This window comes from Kitasatospora sp. NBC_01302 (genome assembly GCF_035976515.1).
In the GTDB taxonomy this organism is placed as follows: Bacteria; Actinomycetota; Actinomycetes; order Streptomycetales; family Streptomycetaceae; genus Kitasatospora.
This window is the reverse complement of the sequence record NZ_CP108404.1, coordinates 658615-672285: the sequence shown is the minus strand read 5'-3', so window position 1 is coordinate 672285 and position 13671 is coordinate 658615. Positions and strand designations below refer to the sequence as shown.

Sequence of the window (13671 nt, the reverse complement as noted above, 5' to 3'; positions counted from 1 at the left end):
CAGATGTGGAAGAGTACGAGCATGGACTACGTTCCCCAGTTCCGTCGTGACGCCCTGGCGTTCGAGGCCGCGATCCGTCGGGCGGCCGATGCCGAGGCAGCCCCGTTGGTGCCGTCCTGCCCGGGCTGGTCGGTGGCCGATCTGGTCGTCCACCTCGGCGGTGTCCACCGGTACGTGGCCCGCCTCATCAGGGAACGGCTGGTGGAGGCGCCCGACCACACGGACCTCGCCTTCCTCGAACTCCCCGCGGACACCGAGGGCTGGCCGAGGCCGGAGGACGCGCCCAGCCACGCCCCGCTCCCGGCGAGCCTGATCGACTGGTTCACGGCGGGCGCCGTCGCGCTGGAGTCGCTGTTCGAGCGCAGCAGTCCCGACGACACGGTCTGGACCTGGTCGCGCGAGCAGACCACCGGGTTCTGGGTCCGGATGCAGAGCATCGAGATGGCCGTGCACCGCTGGGACGCCGAGAACGCCCTCGCCGCGGCCCGGCCGATCGACGCCGTCCTCGCGGCGGACGCCGTCGCTCAGACCTTCGAGGTCATGGCCCCGGGCCGCCGGGTCATGCGGCCGGCCCCGCCCGGCGCGGGCGAGCGGTTCCGGTTCCGGCAGACCGACGGCGCGGGTGACTGGACGGTGCGCTTCGAAGGCGACGAGGTCCGGTTCGGCGAGAGCGACGGCCCTGGTGACGTCGAGTTGGCCGGTTCGGCCTCGGACCTGATGCTCTACCTCTGGCAGCGGATCCCGGCGGACCGGATCGAGGTGAAGGGGGACCGGGAGGTGTTCGACCGCTGGTTCACCCTCGTGCCGCCCGTCTGAGCCCTGCCTGTCCGCGTCCTGCCCGCCCGAGTCCAGCCCGTCCGATCGCAGTCGGTCAGGCCTGCGGGTGGCCGTACCGCTCGCGGGCGGCGGTCAGGTCGGGCTCCCCGAACCGGGCGCGCAGCAGGGCGAAGCCCTCGACCTTGGCCGCGCCGAACCGCGCCACGTAGCTGGCGTAGGAGTCGGCGGTGAGGAAGGTCGGGGGCGTGCTCTTGCTGTGGAACTTGTCGGCGTACATCACCAGTTGCTCTTCGGCGGTCTCGGCGAGGTAGTCGGCCTCGGGGATCGGCAGCCCCTGTGAGCGGATGTCGTGCCGGCTGAGGCCGACACCGGTGTGGCAGCTGCAGAACCGGCGCAGCCGTTCCGGGTACCCCTCCTCGCGCAGGATCTCGTGGCCGAGCACCCCGTGACGGATGTAGCCGCGGTGGTCGAGCCGGCCGGCGCTGTCGTAGAGCCGGTAGACCCCGATGTCGTGGAGCAGTGCCCCGACCCGCACCAGGCCGGCGTCGATCGCCGGCCCCGCACCGGCCAGCAACTGCTCGGCGATCTCGCAGACGATCTCGCAGTGGGTGAGCACCAGTTCCAGTGCCTCGCGGCTCGGCGCATGCTTCTCGTGCAGCGCACGCACCTCTTCGACGGTCGGAAGGATCACCGCGGCAGCCTAGCAACGGAACCCCGGGAGGCCCTAAGGTGTGCCGCCGTGACCAAGACCCAACCACGCCACCGCCGGGGCTGGCCGGGGCTGGTCGGGAGGCGGGGTGAAGTGGATCATGGCGGGATGACAGATCACCACCCTTCCGCCGCGCCGACCGTGGTGCGGCTCGCGGAGTACACGAAGGCCGAGCAGGCCGAGATCCTCGGTGACGGCGCCGATCCGTTCGGCGTCGCGGACACCGGGCTGACCTGGCTGCCCAAGGACGTCCACTTCGGCATCAGGTGGGACGGCCGCCTCGTCGCGCACACCGGTCTGCTGCGCCTGCCCCTGGCGGTCGACGGCGTCGCCATCGAGGTGGTGGGCGTCGGCGGCGTGGCCGTCGCTCCCGATCTGCGGGGCCGCGGGCTCGCGCGGGCGGTCGTCACGGGGGCCCTGGAGCACGCACGGACGATGGGGCCGCAGCACGGGCTGCTCTTCTGCCGGCCGCCGCTCGTCCCGCTCTACCGGCGACTCGGCTGGCGAACCGTGGAGCAGGACGTGCACGTCGAACAGCCCGGCGGGTCCGTGGTCATGCCGCTGCGGACCATGTGGACGCCGCTGCGCGAGGGTGTGCGGTGGCCCGCCGGAGGGGTCCGCCTGCTCTCGCTGCCCATGTGACGGGAGCCAACCGATCCTCGCCCACCCGTCCGGCGGCGGTGTTTTTGCGTTGGCGCGCCTCGTGTGATCGGCTGACGGTCCCATCTGCCTGCATGAGCATGACGCATGACCGACGAGGAGAGTGACCCATGGCCGTCTTCGGCTGGAAGCTGCACGGCGACGGAAGGAGCCCGGCGCCCGGTGCAGTCGTCAAGCCGGACGAGCGGCTGAGCTGGGGACGCACCATCGGCCTCGGCGCCCAGCACGTGGTGGCGATGTTCGGTGCGACCTTCGTGGCACCGGTGCTGATGGGACTCAATCCCAACCTGGCCGTGATGGTCTCCGGGGTCGCGACCATCTTCTTCCTGCTGGCCACCGGCGGGCGCATCCCCAGCTACCTCGGGAGCAGCCTCTCCTTCGTCGGCGTGGCCGCGGTGATCAAGGCGCAGGGCGGTGACGCCGCGACCCTGACGGGCGCTCTGCTGGTGGTCGGGGCGGTGCTCGCGGCCTGTGGTGCGGTGGTGCAGGCGGCGGGTGCACGGGTGATCCACGCCGTGCTGCCGCCGGTGGTGACCGGCGCCGTGGTGATGCTGATCGGCTTCAACCTGGCACCGGTCACCGCCGGGACGTACTGGCCGCAGGACCAGTGGACCGCGCTGCTGACCATGACGTTCACCGGTCTCGCGCTGGTGGTGCTGCGCGGCTTCTGGTCGCGGATCGCGATCTTCCTCGGTCTGGTCTTCGGGTACGCGATCTCCTGGCTCTTCGACCGGATCTTCGGGAAGATCCACGCCGCCAACGGGGCCGGCGTGGTGACGGACCACTGGCGCCTGGACCTCTCCGGCGTGGGCAAGGCCCAGTGGCTCGGCGCACCCACCCTGCACGCCCCGAGCTTCTCCGCCTCCGCCATTCTGGTGGCGCTGCCCGTGGTGGTCGCACTGATCGCCGAGAACGCCGGGCACGTCAAGGCCGTCGGCGAGATGACGGGTGATCCGTTGGACGACCGGATGGGCGTGGCGATCATGGCGGACGGCGCCGCCACCATGATCGCCACCAGTGTCGGCGGCCCGGCCACCACCACCTACGCCGAGAACATCGGGGTGATGGCCGCGACCCGGGTCTACTCCACCGCCGCGTACTGGTGCGCCGCCGGGTTCGCGATCCTGTTCGGCCTCTGCCCGAAGTTCGGCGCGGTGATCGCCGCGATCCCAGGCGGCGTGCTCGGCGGGATCACCGTCGTCCTGTACGGCATGATCGGCCTGCTCGGCGCCCAGATCTGGGTGCACAACAGGGTGGACCTGACCAACCCGCTCCATCTCGTCCCGGTGGCGGCCGGCGTCATCATCGGCATCGGCGGGGTGTCCCTGAAGTTCACCGACAACTTCTCGCTCAGCGGCATCGCCCTGGGCACCCTGGTCGTCCTGATCGGCTACCACGTACTGCGCCTGATGGCCCCGGCCCACATGAAGCAGCAGTCCCCACTGCTGGACGCGGGAACCAGCGACTACGACAGCGGCACCCCGGAGCGCTGACCCCGACCGGGCCCGGGTGCCCGTGCCCTGGCAGAACCGGCGAAGATCCGTGGGAGAGACCGACCGTGGACGACCTGGTGGTGTGGCATCATCAGGCGGCGTGACCGATTCCATAGCAACGCGCACCTGCCCGCAGTGCGGTGCGGCGTACGACGCCGACCCGCGGTTCAGCGAGTGGTGCCCCGGCTGCGAGTGGAACCTCGGTGCCGAGTTGCCCGCCAACAGCAGCGCGGAGCGCGGGCGTTCGCGGGAGCGGGAGCGGGCCGAGAAGCTGTACGAGCGACTGGCCGCCGGGTCCGCGGAGGGGCGCCGGCGCGGTCCTGCCCGGCCGGCCGCGCTGGCGCTCGCTGCGCTGGTCCACCTGGTGACCCTGCTGGTGGTGGCCGCCTCGCTCTGGTTGCTGCTGACCGGCCAGGTGTTCTTCATCCTGCTCGGTCTGGTCGGCCTGGGCCTGGCGTACCTGCTGCGCCCGCGGCTCGGCGGGCGGCGGGAGGACCCGGCGCTGGTGACCAGGGAGCAGGCTCCGCAGCTGTACGCGCTGAGCGACCAGGTGTCCCAGGCACTCGGTACCCGCGCACCGGGCCGGATCCGGGTGCAGTCGGGCTACCACACCGGCTACGCCCGGCTGGGGATGCGTCAGGAGGTCGAGGTCACCGTGGGGATGGCGCTGTGGACGGTGCTCACTCCGCAGGAGCGCATCGCGCTGCTGGCCCGGGAGATCGGGCACGGCGCCACCCGCGATCCGCGGAGCGACCTGTGGCTGCGGGTCGCGCTGGACACCCTGGACGCCTGGTACGCCCTGCTGGCGCCGGGCGCCGGCGACGAGTTGATGCGCAACCGCATCGAGAGCAGTAGCCAGTACCACGCCCTGCCGGGCACCGGCATCCTGCCGCAGATGGGCGCGAACGCTCGCAAGGCGCTGATGGAGGACCTGACGGTCCGGCTGCTGATGCTCTGTGCGCTGCCCGTCCGGTGGGCCCGCAACGCCCTGCACCGGCTGATCCTGGCCGGCAGCCAGCACGCCGAGTACCAGGCGGACGGTCTGGCCGCCCGCGTCGGCTCCTCGCGGGCGGCCGCCTCGATGCTCGACGCCCTCCACCTGGAGGCGAGCGCCACGGCCTACCTGCGCAAGCAGTGCACCCTGACCGGCCACAGCGCGGTGGCGCGCCCGGCCGACATCGCGCAGGCCCTGTGGGACGGACTGGCGCAGTACGTCGACTCGGTGCCGGACATCGAGCGTGAGCGCCGCCGCCGGCTGGCCGCCCGTCAGGGCACGGCGGTGGACGCCTGGCACCCGCCGACCCACCTGCGCATCCGGCTGCAGGCCCAGCGCCCCGAGCAGCCGGCGGCTCTCCTCGCCGACGCGGTGGACTGGAGCGCGATCCACGCCGAACTGGAGGACTCGCGCTGGCGGACCGCCATCCTGGTGCTCGGCATCTGACGTTTCGTCAACTACTGTGCCAGCCCCGCCTGCTCCGACTGCTGCTGCCACGGCCAGGCGCCGTCCACCCCGGCTTCGAGGAGCGGGATCATCCGGAACGCCTGGTCCGTGAGACCACCGAAGGTGTGCCGGCCGCGACCGCCCGACGGGGCGTGCCCGGGGCGGTAGCCGGCCAGGTTCCACGTGTACATCGGCACCTGCGCCGGGATCGCCCCATCCACGCTGTCACGGCTCCCGGCCTGCTCGTCGGTGGTGATGACGACCCGGTCGTGGCCCTGGAAGGTCGCCCGCAGCGCCGCCGGCGTGTCGGTTCCGCCGCCCAGGAACCAGCCGCCGTCCTTCCAGCGCCGCACGTCGGACAGCAGCGAGCCCCCGGGGGTGAGGGGGAACGCCAGGACCCGGGGGCCGGGCGCGTCGTTGTAGTAGCGCTGCGCGGAGGAGAACGAGACGACGTCCGCCTGCGCGCAGCGCCGGCCCAGGGCGATGCCGAACAGCGCCGCGGCGTCCCAGCGCTTGAGCGTGCCGTCCTTGGCGAAGGACTCGCTCATGGACGAGCTGGTATCGATCAGGACGAGGGTACGGCCGTCCAGGCGGGGGATGTTGGCGAGCGACGTGGTCAGCGCCTTCTCCAGCGCCCAGCCCCAGCGCAGCGACGGTGCCGCGTTGAAGGCGGAGTAGAACCGCATCGGCAACTGCCGCGACCGGGCCACCTGGTGCGGGTCGGCGAGCCGCGCGGCGACCTGCTGCGCGACCTCGTCGGACACGCCGGCCTGGTCGAAGTTCCGCAGGTTGCGCAGCAGTGCCATGTAGCCCATGGACGGGATGACGGCCTCCCACGCCTGCGCGTCCAACGGCCCCTGCAGCCAGCCGGCCAGCTGCTCCCACGTCACTCCGGCCGCAGCCAGCCGCTCGGCCCCGCCCTCGCCCGTGAGGACCGCGCGCCGTTGCTCGACGGGCACGGCCATCAGCGCCCGGTTGGCGGTCAAGAGCCGGTCGGACTCCGGTGGTCGAGCGGTGTCGGGGTGGTGGCGGCGGTCGAGTGCGTAGCTGAACAGGCTGCCCTGCCACGGCTTGTCGGCGGCCGGTGCGGCGTGCACGAGGTTGAGGACGTCACCGAAGCGGTAGCCCTTGCCGGCGGTGTCGTACTTGAGCAGAGCCTTGCCGTTGTAGAGGCGCCGGACGGCGTCGGCCGTGCCGCGCTTCACCGGCTTGGGCAGGCTGCGGCCGTAGCGGGACGTCCAGTAGGCGAGGAACTCGCCCGGCTCGTCCGGGCGTTGCAGCACGGAGGCGACGACGCTGCGGTTGCTGACCGGCTGCTGCGCGTCCGTCGCGGCGCATTCCAGCCGGGCCTTGACGAATTCGGCCGCGCCCACGAGCGCGGCCGTGCGCAGGTTGCCCTCGCCGCGGAGCCAGCCGAGCAGCCCCGCCGGCGGGCCTCAGGCGTCGTGGTGACTGCCCGCCCACACCGCGGGGGTCCGCTGCGCCCAGGGAGCGGCCTGTTCCAGCTGTCCGGCGAGACGGAAGAGGACGTCCTCGCGTCCGTATCCCGCGGCGAACTGGATGCCGATGGGGAGTCCGGTGGCGGGTTCGCTCTCCAGGGGGACGGACATGGCGGGGGTGCCCGCGACATTGAACGCGGCGGTGAAGGGCGAGCGGTGGAGGAGCTGCCGGAGCCAGCCGAGACCGTCGGTGCCCGCGGCACCCTCGGCGTACGTGCCCAAGGGGAGGGGGAGTGCGGGCAGGGTCGGGGTGAGCAGCACGTCGTAGTCGGTGAAGTAGTGGCCGATCGCGCGCGCGACGCTGTTGCGCATCGCGAGGGCGTGGACGAACTCGGCCCCGCTGACCTCACGTCCGTAGGCATAACTGGCCAGCATCTCGGGTTCGACGGTGGTGGTGTCGACGGGCCGTCCGAAAGCCGCGGCGAAGCCGTCGATCCACGTGACCAGATTGGTGCTCCAGAGGCGGGCGTTGGCCAGGAGGAACTCCTCCCAGCCGACGCCGAGGTCGACCTGGACCTCGTCCACCCGGTGGCCGAGGGACTCGGCGAGTCGTGCGGAGCGGAGGGTGGCGTCGACGACCGGGGCCTCGACGGTCCGACCGCCCCAGGGCCGCGTCAGGAGGCCGATCCGCAGGCTGCCCGGGGAGCGGGTGGTCTCCTGCGCGTACGGCCGCTCCGGGCGCTGGGCGGCATAGGGGTCGCCGGCCTCGGGGCCGTGGACGAGGTCCAGCAGCGCGGCGCTGTCGCGGACCGAGCGGCTGAGGACGCCGTGGACGGCGAGCCCGTTGAAGACCTCGTCCGCGTCGGGGCCCAGGGAGATCCGGCCGCGGGTCGGCTTCAGCCCGAACAGACCGGTGGCGGCGGCGGGGACGCGGATGGAGCCCGCGGCGTCGGTGGCGTGCGCGATCGGGACGATGCCCGCGGCGACGGCGGCTGCCGAGCCGCCGCTGGAGCCGCCGGGGCTTCGCGTCGGGTCCCAGGGGTTACGGGTGGCGCCGTACAGGACGCCCTCGGTGGTGGTGCTGTAGGCGAACTCCGGGGTCGCCGTGCGCCCGAGCGTCACCAGCCCGGCGCGACGGAAGCGCGCCATGAGCGAGGAGTCGGCCCCGGCGACGTTGCCCGCGGCGATACGGCTGCCCAACTCCACCCGCTTGCCGGCCATCGCGACGGCGATGTCCTTGATCAGGAAGGGCACCCCTGCCAGTGGCGTACTGCCCGGAGCCGGCGTGTCCTCGGCCGGCCAGGTCTCGACGACGGCGTTGAGCTGCGGATTCACCGCGTCGGATGCCAGGTGGGCGGTCGAGGCGAGTTCCGCGGCGGTCACTTGGCCGCGAGCCACCAGGTCGGCCAGGCCGACGCCGTCGTAGGTCACGTACTCGGAGAGCTTCATGTGCGTCCGTTCAGGATTCGATACCGGCCGACAGTACCGATCGGTCTCTTGTGAGACCGATCGGTATCATGTGGGACTGGTCGGTACCGTAACATTGGGGCCAGGGCGGTACAACGCCCCACCGGACCGATGAGGGACCGCATGGCGAGCACGGACAGAGTCAGCAGGCAGAGCCGAGTGGCCACACTGCCGCCCCGCGAGCGGATCCTCGACGCGGCGGAGGAGCTCTTCTCGCGCGAGGGGATCAAGGCGGTGGGCGTCCAGGCGATCGCCAGCCGGGCCGCGACCACCAAGATGGCGCTGTACCGCCACTTCGCGACCAAGGACGCGCTGGTCGAGGAGTGGCTCCGCATCGTCGCGGCCGACTACACCGCCGCGTTCGACCAGTTGGCCGCCGCACACCCCGACGAGCCCCGGGCGCAGATCCTGGGGATGGCCCGGTTCATCGCCGACGGACTTCCCGAGATCTCCCACCGGGGGTGTCCGTTCATCAACTCCATCGCGGAACTGCCCGATCGCACCCACCCGGCGCGTCGGCTGATCGAAGCCCACAAGGCCGGCCAGCTGCGCCGGCTCACCGACCTGTGCACCCGGGCCGGGCTGCCCGATCCGGACGGGGCCGCCGCGGAGCTCACCTTCGTCCTCGAAGGAGCCCAGGTGAGCGCCCAGAACGGAAGCGTCGAGCACGCGGGCGCGCGGCTCATGAGCATCGTCGCGGCCGTCCTGGACCGCCACCCGGCCGCCCTCTGAAGGATCGCGCCGCGGAGTGACGGTGTGTCAGCCGGCTGCGGCGCCGCCGACCGCGGTCGGGGACGGGGTCGGGACGGGCAGCGGGTCCGCCGGGCAGCTGGTGTCCTGGGCCGGGGCCGTGCCGGTCAGCAGGTAGCGGTCGACGATGCCGTCCACGCACGCGTTGTGGTTCTGGTACTGGACGTGGTCGCCGCCGCCGGTCACCGTGACCAGCCGGGAGCCCCGCAACTGCTGGTGGGCCCGCACCGCGCCCTCGTAGGAGGTGGCCGGATCGTGCACCGAGTTCAGCATCAGGACGGTCGGCAGCCCGGCTCCGGTGACCTCGATGTGCGGCGCCGGCGCGACGGGCCAGTCGGCGCAGACCGAGGCGAAGGCCAACTCCCGGGCACCCATCAGCGGATAGGCGGCGGCGTCCTTCGCGCTGCGCCGCACCCAGGAGCTCTGGCTACGGGTCCACGGGGTGTCGTTGCAGGTGATGGCGAAGAACTCGGCGGTGAACCCCGGGCTGAGGTAGGAGAGGAAGACCTGGGAGACCGCCTGCCGCTCGGCCGGGGTGGCGTCGGCCCAGTGCTCCAGGCCCGCCAGCGCGGTCGCGAGCGGCTCGAAGCCCTGGCCGGCGTTGTACATCGCCAGGATCGCACCGTTGTCGAGCTGGTTGGGCGCGACCACCGCCGACCCGACGGTCACCGGCTGCTCCGCCAGCGACCGGCGCAGCCGCTCCCAGCCGGCCTTCGCCTCGTCGGCGGTCGCGCCCAGGTGGTAGACCGAGTCGTAGCGGGCGACCCAGGGCAGGAAGTCCTGCTCGAACCGGCGCTGGAAACTCATCGGCTCCCAGGCCAGATCCGTCTGCCAGCTGCCGGTGAACTCGATGTTGCTGTCGAGCACGACCCGCTCGACCCGCTGCGGGAACTCGGTCGCGTAGTAGGCCCCGATCATGGTGGCGTAGGACGGGCCGTAGTAGGAGATCTTCGGTGCACCGAGCAAGGCCCGGAACAGGTCCATGTCGTGGACCGTCTGATCCGTGGTCAGATAGGGCAGCAGGTCGCCGGAGCGCTGGAGACACCCGGCCGCCAACTGCCGGGATCGGTCCAGCACCCCGTGGATCGCCGCCGGGCTGCGGTCGCGGAAGTCGCCCGCGAAGAAGTCCTGGAACTCGGCGTCGCTCTGGCACCGCGCCGGTGTGCTCTGCCCCACCCCGCGCTGGTCGAAGCCGACCACGTCGTACGCCGCCGCCACCGCGGTGGAGTAGCGGACGAACTGCGCGGGCCTGGTCAGCCCGCTGCCGCCCGGTCCGCCCGCCGCCATCATCAGCACCCCGCGCCGCTGCGCCGGATCGGCCGCCTGATGGCGCGACACCTCCACCGTGATGTCCCGGCCGCCGTCCGGATGGTGCCAGTCCATCGGCACGGTCATCGCCGCGCACTCCAGCGAGGGCGCCTGCGCACACGGCTGCCACGCCAACTGCTGCTCGGCGTAGCGCGCGGGCACCGGCACCGCGGCCGACGCGGGGCCGACGGCCGGTCCCACGGCGGTGAGGGCGAGCGCCACCGCGCCCGTCACCCCCCATCCGACCGACCGTAACGTCCTTCGCTCGAACATGTTTCCTCCCGGACCGACCGTGCGACAGCACTGGTGGAAGCGGCCGAACCGCCGACTCCGCGAGGATCCTCGCACGCTACGACGAGCACGAACCATACCGGCAGGCCCCCGTCTGCGGGGTGTAGTCAGCACCACCACGACACTGCTGCCGCGCGCGGCTCCGGTGGTGTGACGATCGGGCTCAGGCGCGGTCGGAGCGGGCCTCGGCGGCGGTTTTGAGGTCGGACAGCCAGGCGTCGAGCCCCGGATAGAGGTACTTGGCGGCGGTGGCCGGGTCGGCGTCGATCTGGCGGCCGGTCCAGCTCTCCTCGGTGCGCACGAGGACCCCGCCCCTGACCCTGGTGAAGTTCCAGACGTGGACGCCGCGATCGATGCTCAGCCCGGTCCCGATCGCGGGCCCGCTCCAGCGGATGCAGCGGCCGGGCTCGATCTGCTGCACGGTGGAGGTGATGACCAGCGTGGTGGCGGGGGTGGAGGCCGTGGCGGGCGCCGGCGTGGTCCACCGGAACTGCGAGCCGCTCCGCAGCGGGCCCGGGTCCAGTCGCTTCATGCTGGTGACGGCCGACTGCCACGCGGGCCACCGGGTCACGTCGGTGTGCAGCCGCCAGACGGTGCTCGGCGGCGCCTTGATGAAGGCCTCGGTCTGGTAGTGGAGTTGGGCGGCGGGGTCGATGCCCTGGCCCAGGCAGCTCAGCGGCGCCGGCGCGGCGGCGTGGGCCGGTGCTGGGGCGGCGCCCAGGAGCCCCGCGAGGGCCAGCGGGATCGCGAGCAGGGCGGAGCGCAGGCGGGCAGGCTTGGGCGAGGCGGGCGGGGTGGTGCTGACCACGGTTCTCTCCTCGTTCGGTGACCATCCGGTATGCCGCGAGTTAGCCCTTCTCGTGACAGATAGAGGGTATAACCGAGCGAGCCTGACGGGCAATAGGAAACGTGAGAGGGTGTAACTAGCGGCTGTGGCCACCCCGGTGGCCACGCCCACGGCGCGCCGAAACGCGCTCAGCTCCGCCGCTCCACGGCAACCGAGGCCCCGGCAGCACGCAGGGTCTCGGCATGCCGTCGGGCAACAGCCCCCTCGATTCCTTCGAGGAGCACGGCCGGCGGCGCCGCGGTCACGGCCTGCTTCGCGTACCACAGCCCGATGCTCATCATGGTGCTGAACACCTTCACGACCTCCAACGGGCTGGGGCCGATGTCATGGAGCACCAGGTCGTATTCGGGGACGTCGTCGCAGACGATCGTGACGTACTCGGTCACCGCTGCTCGTCCTGGATGCCTTCGTACCATAGGCCGCGGATGGGGCCGCGCTTGGTGACCGCCGGGACTCCTGGCGGTAGGGCGGCGGTGCCCAGGTCGCCGCGGATGTGCTGGTAGAGGGTCGGGGCGGGCAGTCCGATGGTCTGGATCCAACCCTGGCCGTGGACGTGACCGGCCGCGATCAGCGCCTCCGCCTGTCCCGGTGGCGCGAGGTCCTCGTTGTAGACCTGGCTGATCGTCTGATTGGTGTCCGCGAACGCGAACCGCGCGGCGTACGCCCATCGGTCGTCGTTCAGCCAGACGTACAGCACGACCGGCTTGCGCAGCACCGCCCGGAACCACTCGGCGGACTGCTGCGCCAGCTCCTCGACCGTTCCGGTCGCCTCCAGATGCCAGCTCGACGGGGAGTCGGTCAGGGTGAGGAGCTGATTGTGCAACCGGTCGCCCCGGACCCGGTCACCGTAGAAGTGGACGCCGATGTCGATCAGGTGCCGAGTCCTGTCGGAGTCGAGGAGAGTGAGGTGGGCGACCAGTGAGTCCCAACTGTCCGAACGGCAGACCAGACCCGACACGTCCGTGCCGGCCCACGGTGTGGTCCGGTCGGACAGCGCATCCACGAACGCGAGCTCAGTGGCGGTGAATTCGAAGAAGTCGTCTTCGTCCGGATCGTCGATCGCGAACCACGGGTGCTCTGGCATGGGTCAAGAGGCTAGGTCCGGAGGCCTTGACGGGCCACCGGATTTCACGCAGCTTCATGAGGCGGTCGCAGGTAGACCTTCTTGTTCATGCCGAACCTGGTCCGCGGCTGTTGCCGATCGCTCAGGCCGGGGCAGGGGGAGTGGAGGCCCGGCCCAGGACCGTCCCCACGAAGTCGTCCTCCGGGCCCGGCAGCACCTCGACCTCCACGTTCGTGAAGCCGTGCCGCACCAGGATGCGCCGCCAGTCCTCGCAGCTGAGCATCCACCGCACCACCGCGAGCCGGTGACCCCGGTAGCCGTTCCCGTACAGGATCTGCGGGCCGAAGCACGGCGCCAGCGGCTCGACGCAGGAGAACGCGAACACACCGCCCGGGTTGAGCCGGGGACGCACCAGTGGGAGCAGGACCTCGGGGTCGATGAACCACGCCGCGCCCCAGTTCGAGAGCACCGCGTCGAAGCGCTCCTCGGTCCGTGCCAGGTAGTCGGGCACATCGTCCTCCACCAGCGTGAGGTTCGGCTCCTCGGCCCACCACTGCCGCGCCCGCTCCATCTGCACCGCGGAGAAGTCGACCGCGGTCACCCGGACACCGGTTCGGGCGAGTGCCACCGAGGCGACACAGGTCGCGCTGCCCAGTTCCAGGGCTGTCCTGGGTGCGCCCAGGAACTCGGCGCCGGGGCCGTGGAACGGGTACTGGGTCCAGTGGACGCGGTCCGCCGCGGGCGCACCGCCGTCACCGGTGCCCGGCCAGAACGTGTCCCAGTACTCTGCCCGGGTCCGGTGCCCGGGCGGTCCGGCGGTCACGGTGCTGCTCTTCGCTCGAACGCCGCCTGCGTCAGCCATCCCCGAGCCCTCTTCCCTCGCGCCGGACGCCTCCGCTCAAGCCTGCCGCCATCGGCCGCGCCGTGTCACCGGTCCTGCACGGAGTGATGGCGCGTCACTGCGGCGTATACGGTGCTGGCGCGCCGTCAGCCTCGGGTGCCGCGCGCCCTGCCTCTCGCTCCGCAGGCAGTTGGTCGACCAGGGCGGCGTAGCCCTGCAGGGCCAGTCGCAGCGACTCGGTGTCGACGCCGGGGCGCTCGACCAGGGCCCGTAGGCGTCGGCGCCGGTCCTCCAGCGTGTGGTTCAGCGCGGTGATGGCGCGGCCGGACAGCTCGTCGGCCCGCCGGACCGCGGCGCGCGGGTCGTCGACGAAGCCGGCTCGCAGCGCGGTCCACTCGGCCGCGAGCACCTCGGCCGGCGGTTGGCCGGGCGAGGTCACGGGCGCAGGCGCAGGCTCGGGTGCTGGTGCTGGTGCTGGTGCTGGTGCTGGTGCTGGTGCTGGTGCGGACGCCGGAGCTGGTGCGTTCGTGGGTGCCTTCGTGGGCGGGGCGGGCGGGATGTCCGTCATGACTGCTCCTCCTGGTT

Annotated in this window: 13 protein-coding genes and 1 pseudogene; 5 read left to right on the top strand and 9 right to left on the bottom strand. The window is 72.0% G+C overall.

Annotated elements, in window-relative coordinates:
- Nucleotides 1-21: 21 nt before the first annotated feature.
- The gene (locus OG294_RS03205) at nucleotides 22-816 is read left to right on the top strand and encodes a maleylpyruvate isomerase family mycothiol-dependent enzyme (RefSeq protein ID WP_327064831.1); all 795 of its coding nucleotides are present in this window, start codon (nucleotides 22-24) and stop codon (nucleotides 814-816) included.
- A gap of 55 nt (nucleotides 817-871) precedes the next feature.
- Here OG294_RS03205 and OG294_RS03200 read toward each other — a convergent pair whose 3' ends face one another.
- Nucleotides 872-1468 (bottom strand): HD domain-containing protein, encoded by a 597-nt coding sequence (locus tag OG294_RS03200; RefSeq protein WP_327064830.1) that lies wholly within the window; start codon nucleotides 1466-1468, stop codon nucleotides 872-874.
- A 126-nt stretch (nucleotides 1469-1594) separates the two neighbouring features.
- Here OG294_RS03200 and OG294_RS03195 point away from each other — a divergent pair, with 126 nt between their 5' ends.
- The 3 genes from OG294_RS03195 (at nucleotide 1595) to OG294_RS03185 (ending at nucleotide 5080) form a co-directional block, all read left to right on the top strand.
- Entirely contained in the window at nucleotides 1595-2128 is a 534-nt protein-coding gene (locus tag OG294_RS03195; protein WP_327064829.1) for a GNAT family N-acetyltransferase, read from the top strand.
- Nucleotides 2129-2256: 128 nt separating this feature from the next.
- The gene (locus OG294_RS03190; RefSeq protein WP_327064828.1) at nucleotides 2257-3639 is read left to right on the top strand and encodes a uracil-xanthine permease family protein; all 1383 of its coding nucleotides are present in this window, start codon (nucleotides 2257-2259) and stop codon (nucleotides 3637-3639) included.
- Between the two features lie 100 nt (nucleotides 3640-3739).
- Complete coding sequence (locus tag OG294_RS03185; protein ID WP_327064827.1) at nucleotides 3740-5080, top strand: M48 family metallopeptidase; 1341 nt, start codon at nucleotides 3740-3742, stop codon at nucleotides 5078-5080.
- An 11-nt stretch (nucleotides 5081-5091) separates the two neighbouring features.
- On the opposite strand, the pseudogene OG294_RS03180 reads toward OG294_RS03185, so the two are convergent.
- Both OG294_RS03180 and OG294_RS03175 read right to left on the bottom strand, forming a co-directional pair.
- Nucleotides 5092-6507, bottom strand: a pseudogene (locus OG294_RS03180) (TROVE domain-containing protein); the annotation flags it as partial.
- Between the two features lie 9 nt (nucleotides 6508-6516).
- A complete protein-coding gene (locus OG294_RS03175; protein ID WP_327064826.1) occupies nucleotides 6517-7968 on the bottom strand; it encodes an amidase in 1452 nt (483 codons plus the stop codon).
- A 141-nt stretch (nucleotides 7969-8109) separates the two neighbouring features.
- Between OG294_RS03175 and OG294_RS03170 the strand changes: the two genes are divergently transcribed.
- Nucleotides 8110-8718 carry a TetR/AcrR family transcriptional regulator gene (locus tag OG294_RS03170; RefSeq protein WP_327064825.1) on the top strand — a complete coding sequence of 203 codons (609 nt, stop codon included), beginning with the start codon at nucleotides 8110-8112 and terminating at the stop codon, nucleotides 8716-8718.
- A 27-nt stretch (nucleotides 8719-8745) separates the two neighbouring features.
- On the opposite strand, the gene OG294_RS03165 is transcribed toward OG294_RS03170, so the two are convergent.
- The 6 genes from OG294_RS03165 to OG294_RS03140 all read right to left on the bottom strand — a co-directional run bounded on the left by OG294_RS03165 (nucleotide 8746) and on the right by OG294_RS03140 (nucleotide 13525).
- Nucleotides 8746-10278 carry an alpha/beta hydrolase gene (locus OG294_RS03165; RefSeq protein ID WP_327064824.1) on the bottom strand — a complete coding sequence of 511 codons (1533 nt, stop codon included), beginning with the start codon at nucleotides 10276-10278 and terminating at the stop codon, nucleotides 8746-8748.
- Between the two features lie 220 nt (nucleotides 10279-10498).
- A complete protein-coding gene (locus OG294_RS03160; protein WP_327064823.1) occupies nucleotides 10499-11143 on the bottom strand; it encodes an SRPBCC family protein in 645 nt (214 codons plus the stop codon).
- A gap of 167 nt (nucleotides 11144-11310) precedes the next feature.
- The gene (locus OG294_RS03155) at nucleotides 11311-11568 is read right to left on the bottom strand and encodes a ribosomal protein L7/L12 (protein ID WP_327064822.1); all 258 of its coding nucleotides are present in this window, start codon (nucleotides 11566-11568) and stop codon (nucleotides 11311-11313) included.
- Nucleotides 11565-12266 carry a hypothetical protein gene (locus OG294_RS03150; RefSeq protein WP_327064821.1) on the bottom strand — a complete coding sequence of 234 codons (702 nt, stop codon included), beginning with the start codon at nucleotides 12264-12266 and terminating at the stop codon, nucleotides 11565-11567. The genes OG294_RS03155 and OG294_RS03150 overlap by 4 nt, the downstream gene beginning before the upstream one ends.
- A 121-nt stretch (nucleotides 12267-12387) precedes the next feature.
- Entirely contained in the window at nucleotides 12388-13107 is a 720-nt protein-coding gene (locus tag OG294_RS03145; protein WP_327064820.1) for a class I SAM-dependent methyltransferase, read from the bottom strand.
- Nucleotides 13108-13201: 94 nt separating this feature from the next.
- Nucleotides 13202-13525, bottom strand: a complete 324-nt coding sequence (locus OG294_RS03140) for a hypothetical protein (RefSeq protein WP_327064819.1) — start codon at nucleotides 13523-13525, stop codon at nucleotides 13202-13204.
- Nucleotides 13526-13671: the final 146 nt, after the last annotated feature.